Genomic DNA, 18,654 nt, shown 5'->3' on the forward strand with positions numbered 1-18,654 from the left:
TTCTCACCCTCTTATCCTAGCGACAGTGATTGGATAAATTCATTGGTATATTTAATCATCAGTGGCAAGAAAGACGATAGATTGTCCATCAGCACTGGTAAGAAAGCCAGCATAAAAATCGTTATGACTAGCACTTTCAATGGCATACTTAAAATTAAAACGTTAATCTGCGGAACCGTTCGAGACAAGACACCGAGCAAGATTTCCGTCAGCAATGCCACAATCATTAATGGCGCAGCCAAATTAAAGGCAGCAGTAAACACCATTGAAAACAACTTGACGATGCCTTCTGTTTGGACAACGGCAACCGTTGCAACAATGGGAACTTGATCAAATGACTGGACAATGGCTTGAATCATCAAGTGATGCAAGTCACCAAGAAAGAAAATCGCCAAGGCAAACCAGTAATATACCTTTCCAAGAAAGGACATATTCACACCTAATGATGGATCTAACAAAGCCGCCATCGTGAAACCAGCTTGAGCATCTGCAAATGATCCGGCCATCTCAGCCGCACTAAAAAACAAGAGCGAGATGTAGCCAATCGCTAGCCCAATCAATACTTCCTTAATGGCTAAAACCATAAATGATGGGAAGCTATATGCCACCGAAAAAACCGGCATAACACTGTAAACCGGCATGCTTAAGCCAACCGATAAGCCAATCTTCATCATGGGAGGAACTCCCTTTAGCGAAAAACCAGGCGAAACGAAGATAAAAGCACTGACACGCATCAAAACCAGTAAAAATACTTGAACACTTGGCGTCACGCTCTCACTCCTACAAACCCGAAATCAATTCAAAAATCCGTTCAGTAAAACTAACAATCACATTCAGCATAAAATTTCCTAGTACAATTAATGAGCCAATAACCGCCAGTACTTTGGGTACGAAACTCAAGGTCTGTTCCTGAATTTGGGTGGCTGCTTGAATAATACTAATCAACAAACCAACAACCAAAGCCACTAATAAAACAGGACCTGCTACCGTAATAATGACTACGAAAGCTTCTCGTACAATATCTAAACTACTCTCTAACGTCATCTCTATCCCTCATTCTTTTATACTAGAAAAAGCCCAATACGACTGATTCAACAACTAAATACCAGCCATCCACTAACACAAAGAGTAAGAGCTTAAATGGCAATGAAATCATAACCGGCGACAGCATAAACATACCCATGGACATGAGGATGCTGGCAACGACCATATCAATAATTAAAAATGGAATAAATAATAAGAATCCGATCGTAAAGGCTGTCCGTAATTCGCTAATAGCGAACGCTGGAATAGTAGCAGACAGTGGAATATCTGCTCGCCTTTCAATGTCTTCTGTTTGATCCGATAACTCTAAAAATAATTGCAAATCTTTTCCTCTTGTTTGATCAAGCATGAAGTCCTTAATCGGAACTTCTGCTCTTTCTAATGCGACTTCTAAACTAATTTCATCATTTAAAAAAGGCTGTAACGCCTCGTCATTCACTTGAGAGTAAATGGGTTGCATGATAAAAATAGTTAAGAACATAGCCAAGCCAGTTAACAACATATTCGGCGGATTTTGTTGGGTTCCTAATGAACTTCTTAAGAAAGATAGGACCACAATAATCCGTGTAAAACTCGTTGTTAAGATTAAAAAGGCAGGAATAATACTGAGTAGACCAAGCAAGACATACAACTTAACAGAATCAGGAGTTGTCGCGCTGTCTGTCAGTAGGTTATCGAGTCCTGTTGCTTTTATGGCAGGCATATCGAAAAGAAAGAAGAAAAGAGTAAGCAATAGTGATGTTATTGCTTTTTTCAACTGTTGCTCCTCTTTTCCTTCATTTGATTAAACAACATGGACGAAGGGGTTACCCGCTTCATCTCGCTAGCATCGATTTCCTTGAGAATCTCATTATGTTGTTCGGTACAGCTCATTAAGTAGTATTTCTCCATTACTTCAACAATACAAATAGAAGAAGTCCGACTCAGTGCTAGCCGTTCGATTACTTTCATATTTGGACTGCCTTTTGAAGAAAGTTGGTTCATCTTCTGCAACAAAATATTAGCTGAAAAGATAATCACTACAAGAGCTACAACCATCTTTAACACATATGTTATTCCCACTGAATTCAACACCTTTCATACTTATTGCATGACCATATTAACCACGTAAATGTCTGCGACAACATCTCGTCCCATCACGTCATTAATTGCTGCTTTTATTTCTTCTTTAACAGTTAAGCTCCCATTTTCTTCTGAGAAGATGGTTGCTCTTGTTTTTTCTCTTAAAATGGCAATGACAGTGTCTCTTACCACTGCCTCTTCTGCTAGTAAAGCTTCTTCATCTTCAGCGCTAGTTACAAGAAATGAAAATTCAATTCGTAAGTAACTATTATCATTTGCTGAAACGGGCTTCAAGTTTAACAGGAATTCGGAGAATGGCACGGTGATTTTCTCAACCACGACCTCTTCTTCCTTATTGAAGAATTCCTGAATTTTACCAGAACTAACCATCGATCCGATTACACCGCCACCGATTGCTAACACACCTACTAAAAGGGCGAGGATAATTAGCTTAGGAAACGTTAGTCCGTTGTTATTCTTTACTTTCAAACGTTAGTCCTCCTTTTCATACACTACAACGATATTTACTCGTCGGTTTTTTGCGCGGTTAGCAGCTGAATCGTTTGGAACGAGTGGCTCATGTGCACCGTATCCCACTGCTGACAAGCGATTAGGATCAATTCCTTCTACTTCGCTCAAGTAACGGACAACTGATACCGCTCGACTGACCGATAACTCCCAGTTTGTTGGGTATTGACCATATTGAGTTGGGACATCATCCGTATATCCTTCAACAATCACCTTGTTGTCCAAGCGGCTAAACAAGTCTGCTAGTGAAGAGAGCACATTACGTCCGTCACTTGTAACAGTCGCGCTCTCAATACCAAACAAAATCGTGCTATTCATGTTGACATAGATACCATCTTGGTCAGCAGTTAATGAAACTTTTTCTTCTAATCCATGTTCTTTTATAAAATAGTAAACTTCGTGATACAGATCTAGTAATTCAGGATCAAAATTTGATGTGTCGACTTCGTTATCTACTTGTTCATCAACTAGCTCTTCTGGTGGCATAATAATACCATCCAGTATACCATTTCCTCCTGTGAACGTTCCTGATAAAGAGGTAGCCATTTGGTTAAATTTATCGTCACTAATTTGTGACATTGAAAAAAGTAAGATGAAGAAGGTTAATAGCAGCGTAACCAAGTCAGAGAAAGTTGTCATCCATAGCGGTGATCCCGCACTTTGGACTTCCTTTTTCTTCTTTCTACGCATAGCCTTGTCCCTCACCTTGTATGTTTACCTGTGCATCAGCTGATCGAATTTTTTTAGTTTTACCATCTAAGTAGCTCACTAATTTCTGTTCAATGATACGTGGATTTTGACCTGCTTGGATGCCTAAAATTCCCTCAAGCATCATTTCATTAATAAGAACTTCAACTTCTGTCTTTGTTTGTAGATTAGTCGCAATCGGTACAAACACAAGGTTCGCCAAGAAGCTTCCGTAGAAGGTTGTAATTAAGGCAACAGCCATCCCCGACCCAAGGGTACTCGGGTCTGTTAAGGAACCTAACATATTAATTAGACCAATCAATGTCCCAATCATACCGAATGCTGGTGCTAGTTCACTCCATTTCATGAAGATTCCCTGCCCAATTGCATGACGATCTTCCATATTACTAATCTTTAACTCTAAAATTTCCTGAATGGATTCTGTGTCCATACCATCGACAACCATCTTTAAACCTTCTGCTAAAAATTCATTGTTGATCGTACTAATCTCGTTGTCCAAAGTTAACAAACCTTGGCTTCTAGCTGTACGAGCCAATTCTACGATTTGGTCAATTAATTCTTGACGATCTACTTCCGGTGAATGAACCAATTTCTTCAAAACAGAGGGCACCTTTTTCAGTTGCTCTACTGGATAACTAATAACTAAAGCAGAGAATGACCCAACAACCGTAATAATAATGGAAGGGAGATGAAAGAATGCCGAAATGGCTCCCCCACCAACAACGATTGACCAAAAAATCAACACGAAGCCAATGACTAATGACAGGACTGAAACGTAACTTCTTTTCATTCACTATCTTTCCTTTCTAAAATAAAAGCGCTCATTATCTCACGCTTATAGGCGATTACTTTTTCAGTTATTTCCACTCCTGTATCTGCTACAGGGAGTGTTTTTCCGTTTGTTAATGTAATAATCGTGTCGAAATTTTCATCAATGCGGTAAATTAAATCACTATTTAGGAAAAATTCTTTTCCTGTAATTGATCTTAATGTAATCACGATTTATTCCTCAAATCTATCGGTTATTTATTAACGTTTCAATGATAGTAATTCTTCAATCATTTGATCTGATGTTGTAATACTACGAGAGTTAGCTTGGTAAGCACGACTGGCAACAATCATTTCAGTAAATTCGTTTGATAAGTCAACGTTTGACATTTCCAAGAAGCCACTACGAATTGTACCATAGCCATCTTGATGTGCCCCGCCCACTTGTGATTCACCAGAGTTGTTTGTTGCTTGGTACATATTTCCCCCAATTTTTTCAAGACCACCTGGGTTACTAAAGTTTGTTAGTGACACTTGTCCAACGATGTATGATGTTCCGTTGTAAACACCAAAAATAATCCCTGTTGAATCAATAGAATAGCTATCTAAAGGCTGCGCCACACCATCATCGCCTACCATTGTTTTTGGAATTTCAACTTTAGACATACCCGTAGCTGCATCATATTCAATTGTTCCGATGTCGAAAGTCGCATCATTTTTAGTTCCTTCTTCTGCCATAACACCCATGACATGATAGCCAGACGCTGTTACTAATTCGTTATTAGGGTTCAAGTAAAACCCACCATCACGCGTATAGAAGACTGCTTCATCTTCACCATCAGGACTAACTGTAAAGAATGAGTTATCTCCATTCTCAATCGCGAAGTCTAGATCTCTCCCTGTTGATTGTAAGTTTCCGCCACCCATGACATTATCAACGGATCCCACTTGAACACCTAGACCAACTTGTTTTGCGTTAACGTTTGTTTGCGCATTTGAAATAGTCTGGCTAATCATATCTTCGAAACGAACACGACCTGTTTTAAAACCTGTTGTATTTACGTTTGCGATATTATTCGAGATAACGTCCATTTTTGTTTGTAGGTTTTTCATTCCACTTACGCCAGAGTATAAAGATTTTAACATGTTATTATTTCCTCCATTTGTTGTATTATCGTTAATGTCTACATCAATCGGTCAGTAGACGGAGCTTCCTTTCGGTCCAGCTCTTTTACAAATTTAGTACTGTCAATATTCGTTACTGTGTCAACCTCTTCACGGTCTAGAGCAGTAATGATGGTTCGTTTATTGATGCTTGCGATCAGCGCCAAGTCCTTATAAATCAGTAAGGATTGTTTGGAGCCCTTCTCTTCTAACTCATCCACTGCATCATTCAATTGCGTAAAATCTTGTTCTCCCAAATGCATGCCACGTTGTTCTAACCGCTTTTGGGCATGGTTAGATAGTTTCAATTCGCTCTTCTCTTCTGATAAAACGGATTGAAATACCTTTGTTTCTTGTTGTTGGGGCTGATGTATTGGCCGCGATACAGGATAAGTCGCCTGATTAATCCGAATTGCCACTAAGAATCAGCTCCTACTTCCATCACGCTATTCATATAGTAATCTTTCCCATTAATGTGAAGCGTTGCATAGCCATTTAGGAATTTTGCCTTTTCAACGGTTCCTGTAATGCGTTCGCCATCTTGAACAACGGTTACTTCCTTCCCAATCATCGTTAAGGCTTGCTGTTGCTGTGTCATTAACATGGTTGTTGTCAGTGAGGTTGATAAGTCTTGTAACTGTTCAATCGTACTGAACTGAATCATTTGACTCATGTAATCCATTGATTGGTCGGATCCACCCTCACTACCACCCATTGATGGCATACTCAATGAGGCTGCTAATATTTTTAAGAAGTCTTCCATATTCATATCGGAATTTGCTGTTTTAGCGGCGGCTTGAACTTGCGCTGTTGATCCGATTGTAAAGTTTTGTGAAATTTCCATTTTAGTTTCGCTTCCTCTCTTAAATATATAAACTCAACCCATCTGTTGACGTTGTCACTTCTTCTTCGGCTTCCTCTTCAACCATAGTTGATTGGTTTGAATAGTTAGTCGGATGATGTTTCTCGGCTTGCTGGTGGCTGTTGAAATCCATCTGCTGACCTGAGAAATGGAGGTTTGATTGTGGCAATTCTTCAATCACAATCGTTTGAATCACTGTTTCATTTTTCGTTTCTGATAAGAGAAGCGGCATCTTCGTTTCCAAAAATGTTCTAACATCGTCCTTTTGAACCATCAACTTAGCCAAAACTTTGTCGTCCTTCCATTCTAGCTGGATTTCAATGTTCCCTAATGTCTCCGGTGTCAAGCTAACACGAATTTGCTTACTCTCTTTAGTTGTTATGTCTTGAATCGATAAGTCCATTAATGCTCCGATATCTCTTACAAACTGTTGTGGGCTATCAAAGCTTATTTCAGTTGTCGATGGAGTCGGAAGTGGCGTTGCTTCTCTCAGAGCAGGATTGATGGGTGCTTGCTCAAGTTGTTGAACTTGAACAGCTTCAGCAACTAGCGGTTGATCTGCTGTCACGAGTTGTTCTCTCATCCCAACTTGCTTACCATCAACTTTCAAAAAGTCTTCTGTAACAGGCTCTACTTCGCTATCAAGACTCAGCTGGTCGATTGGAGGGCTGAGTTTAACTTGTTCAACTTTATCTTCAATCTTTGCTTTTACTGGTTCAGGAACCTCAAATTCTCGTTCTTCTTGCGGAAGTAACTCCAACTCAGAAACGGGTGTCTCTTTTGTCGGTTTAAGATCACTTGGTTGACTCATATTTTCAGAAACTAACACCTCATGGATAACCTCTGGTGAACTAATCTTTTCGAAACGATCCGCTTCAAAGCTCGTCATCATTTCAGCCTCTAACGACTCACTAGCTATCATCGCTTGCTTGTCAGATATATCCTTCTTCATAAAGAGCATAGTCGGTTGATTGTGCGACGTGATTGTTTGAAGTTGACTATTATTAGAAACTTGAAGCCCTTCTCTTGGTTCATCGTTACGAACGTGTTGGAAGGTTAGCATGACTTTCTTAGCTTCCTCTAGCATTTCTTCAATATCTTCAGCGGGTTCTTCAAAAAGTATTTCAGCTGTATCAAGATCAATTGTCAATTCATCTTCAATAAAAGGCGCTTGGTCTTCAGTAGAAGGTTGCATAAACTGTCCGAGCAACTCTTGAAATAGCTCACTATCTGCTGCTGGTGTTTTTAGTTGGTGATTATTTTCTGCTGTTAAAACGGTTGTTAATAAGGATATGCTATCCAGTATATTCACCTCCTTTCACAACGCGTCTTCCTATAAGACGCGTTGTTTATAGCTCATTGTCGCAAATTCATCGAGCTGCATTTGTTCAATCCGTTTCAGCTCTTCTTCTGCAGCTGTTAATTCTTTTTCTTTCAGCTTTTCCATGGCTTTACGGTTTTTATGAGCTTCAAGCAACTGTTCATTAGCTTTACTAATTTGCGCTTGCGTCTCATCCATAAGGTTTTTTTGTTGGATAATCTTTTCATCAATCACCATTTTGTAATAATCGTTGTAGCGTAATGTTTGAATGTGAGTATTCTTCAGATTATCATTTTTTACTTTGATATTCTCTTGGATTAAACTTTGAAGATGTTGGTTTTCGCGATCCCATTTTTCCTTCAGATTAGCAACTTGTAGTCTCGCATCATCTTCTTGATCAAAACGCCACCCTAATATTTTCTCCATGGAAAATGTATGACTTGCCACTCTATTCACCTCAACTCATAATCTCTTAAGCTAATGTCTTCGTTAAAAATTGCATGGTTTCTGTAAATGTATAAGGTTCTTCAACTTGTTGTTTTAAAAACCCTTTAATCGGTTGGTGCAGTTGAATTGCTCGGTCAACACTTGGATTAGACCCCTTTTGGTAGGCACCAACATCAATCAAGTCTTTTGATTCGGCGTAAATCGCCATATTTTCTTTCAATCTGCCGGCTGCTTGATAATGGTCTTCGGAAACAATCTCCTTCATCAGACGGCTGATACTGTTTTGAATATCAATAGCAGGATACTGGTTCTCGGATGCAATCTTTCGAGATAGGAGAATATGACCATCCAAAATCCCCCTTACCGTATCGGCAATCGGTTCATTCATGTCATCCCCTTCAACCAAAACGGTATAGAAGGCTGTAATCGAGCCTTTATCCGACATCCCACTACGCTCTAGTAAACGTGGCAACGTTGTAAAGACAGACGGTGTGTATCCTTTGGTTGTCGGCGGCTCACCTGTCGCCAAACCAATCTCCCGTTGTGCCATCGCCACACGGGTAACGGAGTCCATCATCAAGACGACCTTCTTACCTTGGTCACGGAAATACTCGGCAATCGCTGTTGCTGTAAAGGAACCCTTCAAGCGAACGAGCGGCGGCGAGTCAGAAGTCGCACAAACAACAACCGACTTCTTATAACCTTCATCACCAAGATCATTTTGAATAAACTCCAAAACTTCACGTCCACGCTCACCAATTAGGCCGATTACAATGACATCGGCCTCGCAATAACGTGCGATCATACCGAGAAGGGTTGATTTACCAACCCCACTCCCGGCAAAAATTCCAACCCGTTGGCCTTCACCGATTGTTAATACACCATCGATAGCCTTAATACCGGTTGGAATAATAGTTTCAATTTTTCTTCGTTTAAAGGGATCAGGTGCCTCTCCATTTACCTCTTGCAACCTGCCATTAATAGGCTCGTCATGAGACATGGGCCTGCCTAATCCGTCAAGTGTAGTCCCAAGTAAATCGTCTGACACCTCTACTTGAAGGGTTTTACCAGTAGGACGGACTAAACAGCCAGGTCCAATCCCGTCTAAATTATCAAGCGGCATAAGTAAAACTGTTTTTTCTACAAAGCCAACGACTTCACTCAATACGATTTTCTCCGTCGCTTTGATTAAAATCTCGCAAACTTCTCCAATAAAAGCTTCCAATCCTTCAACCTTAATAATTAAACCCGTTACTTCCGATACCTTACCTTTTGTTTGGAAGTAATTTTTCTTCTTCAACTGTTTTTGATACTGGTCGAACGGTACTTCAAGCATTTACGCTTACAACTCCTTCAAATCTGCTACCATTGCTTCTAACTGCTGTTTGATTTGCAAATCGATAATGGCATGGGAACTTTCAATCACGCAGCCATTTTTCTCCAATGCAGGATCTGCAAAGACCACAAAACGAAATAGGGGATAGGTTGCCTCTAAGTCTTTTATATGGGTTTTCATCTGGTCTTGAATTTCTGGTCTAACTGAAATAGTGATAAAACTGCTCTCTTGATCCATTCTCGTTAGAATAGGTGTTACCAAATCAATAATCTTATTATCTGATGCATCAATGGTTTCATGTATAATTTTCTCAGCCATTTGAGCGGCTAACGCAATAATGTCATGTCGTTTCTCTTCATAAAACTGCTGTGCTTCAGCAGTCGCATCAGCCAATACTTGCTTGGCATGCGCCTTAATTGATTCTGCTTCTTCTGTCGCAGCCAACAAGGCTTGTTGAAAGCCAGCCTTAAACCCTTCTTGCAGGCCTTTTTGCTCGCCCTCTTGATAGCCTTCTTCTGTTGCTCTCGCTTTGATGACTTCTGCTTCTAACTTGGCTTCTGTCAAAATCGCTTGTTTCTCCGATTCTTTTTCTCGAATCAATTCTTCAATTCTATGACGTTCTTCTTGAAATTGCTCATCATTTAACTCTTCAATGTCATCTAATAGATATTCAGAAGACTTAGGCTGCCAGTTTGTCGTAACAGCTGCACGTTCACTTGGATGACTTGCTTGCGTACCGGCTTTGATAATTTTATGAGATGATAGCATCTTGATCGCCTCTTCTTATATAAATTTCGCCTGATTCGTCCAATGAGCGAATAATCGCCACAATCTTCGTTTGAGCTTCTTCTACAGCAGACAAACGTGCTGGTCCCATAAACTGCATATCTTCCTTAATTGTTTCAACAGCACGAGATGACATATTTTGGAAAATGAAGTTACGGATGTCGTCTGCCACACCTTTAAGAGCCAACATAAGATCATCATTATCCACATGACGCAAGACTTTCTGAACATCTGAAGGATTCAAGGAAATAATATCTTCAAAGGTGAATAGGTTTGCCTTCACTTCGTCTGCCAATTCAGGCTGTCTTTCTTCCAACACTTCGATAATATTCTTCTCAGTTGTTCGACCCACAGAGTTAAGAATCTCTACAAGAGCATGAACGCCGCCGACTGTTTCGGTATCGTTCTCGATATAAGAAGAGAATTTATTCTCGATTACTTTCTCAATCTTCTCAATAACTGCTGGCGATGTCCGTGTAATTGTTCCAATACGCTCTGCAATTTCGGTTTGTAATTCAAGCGGAAATTGGGCAAGAATTTGTGCCGCTTTGTCTGGCTGCATATAACACAATACCAAGGCTACCGTTTGTGGCTGCTCGCTTAGTAGCAAGTTTTTCAATTGCATCGGGTCAGCCTTCCTCGCAATGTTAAACGGACGCTCTCGCAACTGAATTTGATTGAGTAAATCAATCACTTCTTTTGCTCGTTGTGCTCCTAGGGCACGATTTAATACTTCGCGGGCGTAATCCACACCGCCATCTATCACATACTGACGAGCTTGGGACATTTCTAAATACTCATTTAGAATCTCTTCACGCTCGGTCGGATTAACATAATCAATATTGGCAATCTCATAACTCACTTTTTGAATATAACTTTCTGGTAAAAGTCTCATTATTTCAGCAGATGTTTCGGCACCGAGTGATATTAAAAGGATTGCCGCTTTTTTAATTCCTGACATTTCTTCCATTATCTACTCATCCTTCATCCACATTTTTATTAAGTCAGCGACAACTTCTGGATTGTCCTTCGCTTCTTGGTGGGCAGAAGATTCCTTTTCGAGTTGTTCGTTTCTCAATTTTTCTTTCAGTATATTCTTCGTTTTTAATTCAACATTTTTCGCTTCTACTTGTTTTTCTTCTTCCATTTGTAAGTTAATTGCTTCCTCTTCTTGTTTATTACGTATTCTCGCTATAACTACTAAAATAATTATCACTATTAATAATATAGAAACGAAACCGATAATAATGAAGAAGCGGTTGTTCATCCAGAATTCTTCTAATGATTGTGCTGGTGCTATAACTGCTGGGTCAGAGTCATCGTTTGGCGTGTTAAAGTTCGCACGGATAACCTCAATGTTCCCTTCAGCATCTGAACCTAAAATGTTTGTGACTACTGCTTGCAACTGATTATCATCTGCTAATCCTGGAATACCTGCATTAAACAACACGGAGGCTGAAATCTCTTCTACACGACCTGTTTCAAAAATCGTACGTGTTGTCCGTTGATCTAATTCATAATTGCGCGTGCTGTTAAATGACGCTGTGTTACCATTTTCGCCTTCAACAACTTCATTGACTGCCAAGTCATTCCCATTGACTTGTTCTGTATTAATTTCACCACCAGAAGCTGTTACAATCTCGCTTCTAACTTTAGAGCCAACTGCTTCGTCTGTATCGACCGCTTCTTGGCCATATAAAACTAATTCTTCTTCACCAACATCAAAATTCATGCTCACATTGACTGACACGGATAGATTTTCTAATCCATATATAGGTGCTAATGTCGTTAGAACTTTTTGTTCCAGTTCTCTCGCATAATTTTTTTCGATTTCACGATTACGAGATGCTTCATCAGAGGCAAATAATGATGTCCCATTCTCTTGTAGGAACGCACTTAATAACGCACCATTTTCATCGACGATACTGACATTTCCAATCGGTAAATTATCTACCGCACCAGAAACAAGAGCCGCAATACCTTGGATTGCTGAGGTTGATAAGCTTCCACTCTTCACAATCATAATAGAAGCAGATGATTCCTCTAGGTCATCCGGACGTGTAAATACGCTGTCCTCTGGGATAGATAGTATGACTTTTGCACTGTCAATTCCACCCAGAGCACTAATTGCTCTCTCTAATTCGCCTTGAATAGCACGTTGTTTTTTAATATCTCGGTCTTTATCGGTATCCATCATGCCTGATGTATCAAAAATCTCAAATCCGATTGAATTGTTAGGCAGCATATCATTTACTGCTAACTCAATTCGGTATTTGTCGACATAATCTTTGTCGATACGGATACTCGTTCCATTATCTTCTAAACGGTAAGCGATCCCCTTGGCATCTAAGTCATTAACGATTGCTCCCGAATCTGCTTCTTCCATGCCGCTAAACAGCAGGGCGTATTCTACTGTTTGAGAATGAATATAAACCACTAATGAAATAATAACTGTAAGAGCACTGACACTGATTAGTCCAATGCGTTTGGCTTGTGATAAGCCGTTCCACCCTGATTTCATTGAATTCCATAAATTTTTTACAACATCCATTTCCCCTAAACTTACTCCTTTTCCCCATCAAGGCTATTTGATTAGAATTGCATATTTTTAATGTCGTTATATGCTTCTAGACATTTATTCCTGACTTGTATTGCTAATTCTAACGATAGTTGAGCTTCCGTTGTTTGGATCATAATGTCGTGTAATGCCACATCATCTCCTACAACAAGAGAGGTTGTTGCTCCATCAGCCATTTGCTGAGATGTCGTAAAGCTATTTAATGCATGATTAAAAATGGCAGAAAAACCTTCACCATTTTCACTTACTTGATTTGTTTGAGAAAAATTGATTGAATCCAAGCTGTTTATCTTATTTGCTATATGCGTATAGTTTTCAATATTCAAAATGACTTGCTCCTTTTCAACGACCCGTTATTATTTTGATGAGATGGTTAAAGCCTGTTTCAACATATCCTTGCCTGCTTCTAGACTGGTAATATTCGATTCATAAGCTCTTACTGCTGCCATCAAATCAATCATTTCGTCTGACATATTAACGTTCGATTTTAAAACGTAACCTTCTGCGTCAGCATCCGGGTGAGTTGGGTCGTATTCCCTAACTTCTGTCTCATCCGCTACTAGCTCTGTTGCACGAACCCCAAAACTCTTTCTTGATGTACCCATTTCAATTGTTTGCACACTCTCTTTAAACGCTTCCTCAAAGACAACGGTTTTCTTTTGATATGGTCCGCCCTCTTCCGTACGAGTCGTGTTTACATTGGCAATATTGGACGAAATAGTATCCAATTTTAACCGTTCCAAACTCAAGCCACTCGCACTAATATGCAAGGAATTAAAAATTGTCATCTGATTTCATCTCCTCTTAGCCGTTGATAATGGTTCCTAATCTTCGATACTGAGCATTAAGTTGCGCAGTCAGTGCTTGATATTGAATAGTATTTTGAGCTTGATTAGCCATTTCCATATCAATATCTACGTTATTGCCGTTTTCCTTCACACTGGTCGTTGTATTCTTACCCAAAATTGGATTTACTTCTGCCAAATTACTGCTGCCGCCTAAATGAGAAGCGTGTGTTGTATGCAAGCTTCTACCATCAGCAGCTTGCTGTAATAAGCTTTCAAACTCTAGCTTGTTCGCCTTATATCCTTCTGTGTTTACATTTGAAATGTTACTAGCAATTAATTCTTGGCGAAGGCTGACTGCATCAAGCGAGTTTTTTAGTAAATCAAAGTTAATATTCGTCACTGACGTGTTCCCTTCTTTCTAAATGACAATAGTATTCTTCACTATATTGACAGGATGTATTTGTCATTCAATTTGCTGATTTAATTAAACTTAGTGTTTATTTACTTTCTCTAAGGTCAATCTGATCTATAATACCTATACTTTTAACCCTACGTCATCTATTTTACATGAAATATGTAAGTTTTAGTATATAAATCTATATTGTTATATTGTCTAAAATATTGTTATATAAAAAAGAACGAAAAAGTGCTTACTAATCTTATTAGATTAATAAACACTTTTAAATCGGGCTTTTGAAGGGTTAAATTTGGTTCCATGTCTCCAATAGTTCTTGTATCAACTTTTGGGAATTTTTAATCTTTGTGACATCTTTTTGAATATTTGCTTGGATTGCTTCATTTATCAAAAAAGTATATAGGGCATCTAAATCCTGCGCGATCGCTCCGCCTTGCTCAATGTCTAGTGTACGTTGGAGTTCCGCCAAAATATCTTGGTGTTTTAACAATACTTCATTAGCTTTTGAAAAATCATTTTTCTCTATACTTAGTTCAGCTATCTTTAGATTTTTTAAACTTCCTTCAAGTAGCAAGCTTACTAATCTCTTGGGTGACGCTGTTAATACTTGATTTTGTTGATAGGCATTCTTTGCTTGCTTGTTATACATTTTCTTGCTCCTTTATGATAAAACCAACAGCTATAACTCTTGGTTGACGAAGATGGGTGTCTGTTTAGAATAGACATAATGTTGAGCCGCCGTCTTATTCTTGTTTAAACCAATAAGCTCTTGCGCAATTTCTTCTCTAGCTACTTCCATCACTGAAACGAGTCGTGTTTCCTTCTTATAAATGTCCTTGAGTAGTTGGTCTTCTTCCACTGTATAAGGGTCATTTGGTAGACCTTTAAGCCCTTCAATCAATGGCTTCATCTGTTGAATGATATCAGCGCCTGATTCAGCCTGATTATCCCATGAATCCAATACGTGATTCATCTCTTCAAGTACGGTCAGTCGATTACTCATGGTTACTCTCCTAACTATTGCTTGATGACGAATTACTAAACTGGCTCATCATGTAGCTTAACTGCGATTCAGCTTCCATCATCGCGACGTCTAGAGCCGTGAACTTCGTAATATACTGTTGACGTTTGGTTTCCAAACGGTCGTTAAAGACTGTAATACGTTCTGTAATATTCTTAATTAATTTATCGTAAGTCGCATTTTTGGTCGCAATAATACCGTCCTTAGAATCGGTAAAGCTGTTAATAAGACTTTCAAATTTTTGTCCAATGCCAATTTCTTCTTCGACAGTTTCACCAGCCGCATTGCCCGATGTTTTCGTAAAGGTAAATAAATCACGAACCTTCGAGCTGTCTTCTTTCAATGCTTCTTTTAACTTATTTGCATCAAAGCTTGCTACACCATAACGGTCTACTTCAATACCGATTGACTTAGCTGTATTTGATCCTGAATTGCCGTTGTCAACTGCGTTCGTTAGTAACGAACGTAATTGAGACTGCAGACGAATCAAACTGCTGTCTCCAGCTAGTGCGCCTGTCTCGTTAGTCTCTATAGTTGGATCGCCTACACTTAACAAACCACCGATAAATGACATGGTTGAGTTATACTGATCTACAAACTCCTTAACAGCTGTTTCTGTCTTTTCAAGGTCATCAGCTATTTCGATTTTAATGGCTTGGTTCGTTTCTTCCTTAAGGTCTAAGGTCACACCGTCCATCACATCTGAAATTTGGTTGCTATCCCGTTCAATATTGATGCCATTTACAGTTAATATTGCTGATTGTCCAGCTTTTATATTTCTAGGATCTTTAAAGCCAAATTCTTCAGCTAGACTGCCTTTTACATCAATCGCATGGTTTCCATAAGCTGTGTTTTGTAGAACGATCCGGTCATCAATCGCTACGGCTGAAACGCCCGTTTCTTTAGTTGCATCATTAATTTTATTAACGATTTTTTCTAGGTTATCGCCAGCTTCAATCTTAATGTCCAGCTCAACTTCGCCAGCTTCATTCGTCGTTAGGAACGTTAGCGTTCCTTCTTTTTGCCACGCCTTATTCTCATCAAGCTGGAGCTTGGCCCCCTTGATTTGTGTACGAGTCGCTAACTTCTCAACCGTAATTGAATAGTCACCAGCAATCGCCTTTGACCCTACTGTAAAGCCAATTTTCCCTTCTTGCGAGAGTGTCGCCTTTTTAGCATTGAAAGTGTCTGCTTTTTTCAAAGCATCCATTTTAGTCGCTAAGTTAGTTAGACGTGTTTGGACATCCTTCCAAGCACTTTTTTCTTTTTCTACGGCCACTTGTTCATTTTTATAAGAGGTTAGTTTAGTTGATTCTGCTGATAGCAGTTGCTCAATGGTGTCCATGGTAATACCCGAATAGGTTCCCAGGAAGTTAATACTGTTTGAAGACATGCTACTGTCACTCCGTTCTGTCGATTATGATCCCCGCTTGTTCCCAAATACCCGCGATCACATCTAACATTTCACTTGGCGGATATTCCTTAATTACTTCATCTGTGATTGAATCCTTCATCTGGACTATCGTACGATTCGTTCCTTCATGTGTCAAGACTTGAAAATTGACATTAAGTCCTAATACAAGCCCATTCGCTTCTTTGATAATATTTTTTATTTCAGTGTCTGAAGTAAGATTCTCCTTATAATCACCTTTGCTTACCTCAGTAATAGTTTTGATTTTATTAATCATTTCAATATGGTCTCGACCAGTCGTATCAAAGACGATTCTATTTATGCCATGAACATCCATCATTTACACCTCCAAAAGTAATGTTTGATAATAGAAAGCAAGAGTCGACAACGTCGACTCTCCTTTTCAATATATAGTTTAACGAGATTATTGCAATAATTGCAATACACCTTGTGGCATTTGGTTAGCTTGTGCTAACATTGCTGTTGCTGCTTGTGACAAGATGTTTGATTTCGTAAAGCTCATCATTTCTTCAGCCATGTCAACGTCACGGATACGTGAGTTAGCTTCAGAAAGGTTTTCTTTTGTTGTAGTTAAGTTGTTGATTGTGTGGTCTAAACGGTTTTGTACTGCACCTAAGTTAGCACGTTGTTCTGAAACAGTTTTAATAGCTGCGTCAATACCACTTAGAGCAGCATCGGTATTAGTAGTTGAACCAGCAGTATTTGTGATATCTAAATCATCAACGCTTAATCCTGATGCACTCATATCCGCAATTTTAACAGTAATACTTTGGGCTTTATTCGCACCGATTTGGAATGTAACCCCAGCTCCAGATAAACCACCATTCAAAAGAGTTGTTGTGTTAAATTCTGTTTGATTAGCGATACGTGTAACTTCTTCAGCTAATTGTTTAATTTCAGAATCGATAGCAGCGATATCATCAGTACTATTTGTTCCATTTGCCGCTTGAACCGTTAAGTCACGCATACGGTTTAAGATTGTGTGTGTTTCGTTTAAAGCACCCTCTGCTGTTTGGATTAATGAAATGCCGTCTTGTGCATTACGTGTTGCTTGAGTTAAACCAGAAATTTGGTTTTTCATTTTTTCAGAGATTGATAATCCTGCTGCGTCGTCCCCAGCTTTGTTGATGCGTAATCCTGAAGATAATTTTGCTAATGATCCTGATTTAGATGTATTAGCTGATGTTAGACGTGAGTAGGTATTCATTGCTGAAATATTTGTGTTAATTCTCATTATGTATTCCTCCTGATATATATTCTATTGAGGTCTTGCCTCTACATAATTTATCGGACAAGAATCATTTTATTTAAGCCATTTTTTAAAATAATTATCATTTTATGCCTTAAATTCTATCCTCGATACTTAAAACTGGAAAAATATCTTCATACGATACCGTATAGTTATTTTTCTTTGTTTTATATACTATCGTATTTTGCATAATCTCATTCTCATTACTTTTTTTGAACTCATAGTTTTCTATAGTGTGTTCAAACAACTTCAAGAAATCAGCTCCTAGTCCATGAGAAGTCGATCTAAAAATTTGGTTATCTAACTTATCATCGTTAATTTCATTGTATTGAAACTTTCGAATTATCTTTTTTAGGGTGATTTTATCATGATGGCTAATGAGATTGTCAGTTGTCCCATGATAACAAATAATATCGCATTTATTTTCAAACTTTTTATACAGTTCAGGTATATAAAGTATTTCTTCATCCTGATTCAATTTTTTTGCCAGATATTCAAACTCCACAGACAGTATCGCATTGCCATATTGGGTATTTAAAAAACGATTTTTCTTTATATACTCAGGAAATAACCAAGATGAATTGTCTATAAGCAGAGAAAATAAATCAGGAGCGAATGCGTTACATAAATAGGATAAATATGCACCATGAGAGTGACCATACAGTATTATTTTACTGGCATTTATTTGATAACTATTATCTTTAAGTACTTCAAGAACGCTCATAACAGCACTGATATTATCCATCGCTTGAATCAATCCCATATCATTATAATTTGATTCATTTTCTTGAATGTTTTCTTTTGCTTTTACATTTACTTTATTTATACTACAGATTTCCATTAATCTTTCAAAAATATGACTGTCCTTATAAATATAATCTACTTCACTCTTCTTGAATTTTATTTCCATCAGGTCACGATTTATATCTACAGATATATTGTTTGCATTCTGCATAAACTCCCAACCAAAATAATCACATTGAACAGTTACAAGATTATACTTATCAGCAAACGTATCTCGCATTTTCTTGTATACATTCGAGTTAGCGTGTCCACCAAATCCTGCAATTAATAACAGTATCCCGGTGTTTTCATTAACTCCTGCCTCTGGTTCAGAAAATAGACCTTTAATTTCCTAGAATTTT

26 protein-coding genes are annotated in these 18,654 nt (G+C 38.6%); all 26 read right to left on the reverse strand.

Features of this window, described 5'->3' with window-relative positions:
- Positions 1-11: 11 nt before the first annotated feature.
- Positions 12-734, reverse strand: coding sequence for a flagellar biosynthetic protein FliR (locus BW721_RS08175; RefSeq protein WP_076768689.1), 723 nt, complete (start codon positions 732-734; stop codon positions 12-14).
- Between the two features lie 46 nt (positions 735-780).
- Positions 781-1,044, reverse strand: coding sequence for a flagellar biosynthesis protein FliQ (gene fliQ, locus BW721_RS08180; RefSeq protein ID WP_076767760.1), 264 nt, complete (start codon positions 1,042-1,044; stop codon positions 781-783).
- Positions 1,045-1,066: 22 nt separating this feature from the next.
- Entirely contained in the window at positions 1,067-1,747 is a 681-nt protein-coding gene (gene fliP / locus BW721_RS08185) for a flagellar type III secretion system pore protein FliP (protein ID WP_083686918.1), read from the reverse strand.
- A gap of 50 nt (positions 1,748-1,797) precedes the next feature.
- On the reverse strand, positions 1,798-2,106 hold the full coding sequence (locus tag BW721_RS08190) for a flagellar biosynthetic protein FliO (protein ID WP_076767764.1): 309 nt from the start codon (positions 2,104-2,106) through the stop codon (positions 1,798-1,800).
- 21 nt (positions 2,107-2,127) lie between these two features.
- A complete protein-coding gene (locus BW721_RS08195; protein WP_076767766.1) occupies positions 2,128-2,595 on the reverse strand; it encodes a flagellar basal body-associated FliL family protein in 468 nt (155 codons plus the stop codon).
- 3 nt (positions 2,596-2,598) lie between these two features.
- On the reverse strand, positions 2,599-3,324 hold the full coding sequence (locus tag BW721_RS08200) for an OmpA/MotB family protein (protein ID WP_076767768.1): 726 nt from the start codon (positions 3,322-3,324) through the stop codon (positions 2,599-2,601).
- Positions 3,317-4,132: a motility protein A gene (locus BW721_RS08205; RefSeq protein ID WP_076767769.1), complete on the reverse strand. Its 816-nt coding sequence runs from the start codon at positions 4,130-4,132 to the stop codon at positions 3,317-3,319. The genes BW721_RS08200 and BW721_RS08205 overlap by 8 nt, the downstream gene beginning before the upstream one ends.
- On the reverse strand, positions 4,129-4,341 hold the full coding sequence (locus BW721_RS08210) for a flagellar FlbD family protein (protein ID WP_076767771.1): 213 nt from the start codon (positions 4,339-4,341) through the stop codon (positions 4,129-4,131). The genes BW721_RS08205 and BW721_RS08210 overlap by 4 nt, the downstream gene beginning before the upstream one ends.
- A 30-nt stretch (positions 4,342-4,371) precedes the next feature.
- Positions 4,372-5,256, reverse strand: a complete 885-nt coding sequence (locus tag BW721_RS08215) for a flagellar hook-basal body complex protein (protein WP_076767773.1) — start codon at positions 5,254-5,256, stop codon at positions 4,372-4,374.
- 38 nt (positions 5,257-5,294) lie between these two features.
- Entirely contained in the window at positions 5,295-5,693 is a 399-nt protein-coding gene (locus BW721_RS08220; protein ID WP_076767775.1) for a TIGR02530 family flagellar biosynthesis protein, read from the reverse strand.
- Positions 5,693-6,118 carry a flagellar basal body rod modification protein gene (locus BW721_RS08225; protein ID WP_076767777.1) on the reverse strand — a complete coding sequence of 142 codons (426 nt, stop codon included), beginning with the start codon at positions 6,116-6,118 and terminating at the stop codon, positions 5,693-5,695. Before BW721_RS08225 ends, BW721_RS08220 begins: the two co-directional genes overlap by 1 nt.
- Positions 6,119-6,137: 19 nt before the next feature.
- Entirely contained in the window at positions 6,138-7,448 is a 1,311-nt protein-coding gene (locus tag BW721_RS08230) for a flagellar hook-length control protein FliK (RefSeq protein ID WP_076767779.1), read from the reverse strand.
- 21 nt (positions 7,449-7,469) lie between these two features.
- Complete coding sequence (fliJ, locus tag BW721_RS08235) at positions 7,470-7,904, reverse strand: flagellar export protein FliJ (RefSeq protein ID WP_083686839.1); 435 nt, start codon at positions 7,902-7,904, stop codon at positions 7,470-7,472.
- Between the two features lie 25 nt (positions 7,905-7,929).
- Positions 7,930-9,240 carry a flagellar protein export ATPase FliI gene (gene fliI, locus BW721_RS08240; protein WP_076767781.1) on the reverse strand — a complete coding sequence of 437 codons (1,311 nt, stop codon included), beginning with the start codon at positions 9,238-9,240 and terminating at the stop codon, positions 7,930-7,932.
- A gap of 6 nt (positions 9,241-9,246) precedes the next feature.
- Positions 9,247-10,008, reverse strand: coding sequence for a FliH/SctL family protein (locus BW721_RS08245; protein ID WP_076767784.1), 762 nt, complete (start codon positions 10,006-10,008; stop codon positions 9,247-9,249).
- Positions 9,992-10,996: a flagellar motor switch protein FliG gene (gene fliG / locus BW721_RS08250; RefSeq protein WP_076767786.1), complete on the reverse strand. Its 1,005-nt coding sequence runs from the start codon at positions 10,994-10,996 to the stop codon at positions 9,992-9,994. Before fliG ends, BW721_RS08245 begins: the two co-directional genes overlap by 17 nt.
- 3 nt (positions 10,997-10,999) lie before the next feature.
- Entirely contained in the window at positions 11,000-12,577 is a 1,578-nt protein-coding gene (gene fliF / locus BW721_RS08255; protein WP_076767788.1) for a flagellar basal-body MS-ring/collar protein FliF, read from the reverse strand.
- Between the two features lie 41 nt (positions 12,578-12,618).
- Positions 12,619-12,930, reverse strand: coding sequence for a flagellar hook-basal body complex protein FliE (gene fliE, locus BW721_RS08260; RefSeq protein ID WP_227004667.1), 312 nt, complete (start codon positions 12,928-12,930; stop codon positions 12,619-12,621).
- A 30-nt stretch (positions 12,931-12,960) separates the two neighbouring features.
- A complete protein-coding gene (gene flgC, locus BW721_RS08265) occupies positions 12,961-13,392 on the reverse strand; it encodes a flagellar basal body rod protein FlgC (protein ID WP_076767792.1) in 432 nt (143 codons plus the stop codon).
- 16 nt (positions 13,393-13,408) lie between these two features.
- On the reverse strand, positions 13,409-13,792 hold the full coding sequence (gene flgB, locus BW721_RS08270; protein ID WP_076767794.1) for a flagellar basal body rod protein FlgB: 384 nt from the start codon (positions 13,790-13,792) through the stop codon (positions 13,409-13,411).
- Between the two features lie 301 nt (positions 13,793-14,093).
- Positions 14,094-14,456, reverse strand: a complete 363-nt coding sequence (gene fliS / locus BW721_RS08275; protein WP_076767796.1) for a flagellar export chaperone FliS — start codon at positions 14,454-14,456, stop codon at positions 14,094-14,096.
- A gap of 30 nt (positions 14,457-14,486) precedes the next feature.
- Positions 14,487-14,810, reverse strand: a complete 324-nt coding sequence (locus BW721_RS08280) for a hypothetical protein (RefSeq protein WP_076767798.1) — start codon at positions 14,808-14,810, stop codon at positions 14,487-14,489.
- A gap of 10 nt (positions 14,811-14,820) precedes the next feature.
- Positions 14,821-16,221, reverse strand: a complete 1,401-nt coding sequence (gene fliD / locus BW721_RS08285) for a flagellar filament capping protein FliD (protein ID WP_076767800.1) — start codon at positions 16,219-16,221, stop codon at positions 14,821-14,823.
- 7 nt (positions 16,222-16,228) lie between these two features.
- Positions 16,229-16,579 carry a flagellar protein FlaG gene (locus tag BW721_RS08290; RefSeq protein WP_083686840.1) on the reverse strand — a complete coding sequence of 117 codons (351 nt, stop codon included), beginning with the start codon at positions 16,577-16,579 and terminating at the stop codon, positions 16,229-16,231.
- An 84-nt stretch (positions 16,580-16,663) separates the two neighbouring features.
- A complete protein-coding gene (locus BW721_RS08295; RefSeq protein ID WP_076767804.1) occupies positions 16,664-17,494 on the reverse strand; it encodes a flagellin N-terminal helical domain-containing protein in 831 nt (276 codons plus the stop codon).
- A 109-nt stretch (positions 17,495-17,603) separates the two neighbouring features.
- Positions 17,604-18,641, reverse strand: a complete 1,038-nt coding sequence (locus BW721_RS08300; protein ID WP_198031457.1) for a DUF2920 family protein — start codon at positions 18,639-18,641, stop codon at positions 17,604-17,606.
- Positions 18,642-18,654 lie beyond the last annotated feature (13 nt).

The organism is Jeotgalibaca sp. PTS2502 (assembly GCF_001975685.1).
In the GTDB taxonomy this organism is placed as follows: Bacteria; Bacillota; Bacilli; order Lactobacillales; family Aerococcaceae; genus Jeotgalibaca; species Jeotgalibaca arthritidis.

Coding starts and splice junctions, on each gene's coding strand:
- BW721_RS08245 (WP_076767784.1), bottom strand. CDS start 10,008: ATGCTATCATCTCATAAAATTATCAAAGCCGGTACGCAAGCAAGTCAT.
- flgC (WP_076767792.1), bottom strand. CDS start 13,392: ATGACAATTTTTAATTCCTTGCATATTAGTGCGAGTGGCTTGAGTTTG.
- BW721_RS08175 (WP_076768689.1), bottom strand. CDS start 734: ATGCGTGTCAGTGCTTTTATCTTCGTTTCGCCTGGTTTTTCGCTAAAG.
- BW721_RS08215 (WP_076767773.1), bottom strand. CDS start 5,256: ATGTTAAAATCTTTATACTCTGGCGTAAGTGGAATGAAAAACCTACAA.
- fliD (WP_076767800.1), bottom strand. CDS start 16,221: ATGTCTTCAAACAGTATTAACTTCCTGGGAACCTATTCGGGTATTACC.
- BW721_RS08290 (WP_083686840.1), bottom strand. CDS start 16,579: ATGATGGATGTTCATGGCATAAATAGAATCGTCTTTGATACGACTGGT.
- fliF (WP_076767788.1), bottom strand. CDS start 12,577: ATGGATGTTGTAAAAAATTTATGGAATTCAATGAAATCAGGGTGGAAC.
- fliP (WP_083686918.1), bottom strand. CDS start 1,747: ATGCCTGCCATAAAAGCAACAGGACTCGATAACCTACTGACAGACAGC.
- BW721_RS08280 (WP_076767798.1), bottom strand. CDS start 14,810: ATGAGTAATCGACTGACCGTACTTGAAGAGATGAATCACGTATTGGAT.
- fliG (WP_076767786.1), bottom strand. CDS start 10,996: ATGGAAGAAATGTCAGGAATTAAAAAAGCGGCAATCCTTTTAATATCA.
- fliI (WP_076767781.1), bottom strand. CDS start 9,240: ATGCTTGAAGTACCGTTCGACCAGTATCAAAAACAGTTGAAGAAGAAA.
- BW721_RS08225 (WP_076767777.1), bottom strand. CDS start 6,118: ATGGAAATTTCACAAAACTTTACAATCGGATCAACAGCGCAAGTTCAA.
- BW721_RS08200 (WP_076767768.1), bottom strand. CDS start 3,324: ATGCGTAGAAAGAAGAAAAAGGAAGTCCAAAGTGCGGGATCACCGCTA.
- fliS (WP_076767796.1), bottom strand. CDS start 14,456: ATGTATAACAAGCAAGCAAAGAATGCCTATCAACAAAATCAAGTATTA.
- BW721_RS08205 (WP_076767769.1), bottom strand. CDS start 4,132: ATGAAAAGAAGTTACGTTTCAGTCCTGTCATTAGTCATTGGCTTCGTG.
- fliQ (WP_076767760.1), bottom strand. CDS start 1,044: ATGACGTTAGAGAGTAGTTTAGATATTGTACGAGAAGCTTTCGTAGTC.
- BW721_RS08295 (WP_076767804.1), bottom strand. CDS start 17,494: ATGAGAATTAACACAAATATTTCAGCAATGAATACCTACTCACGTCTA.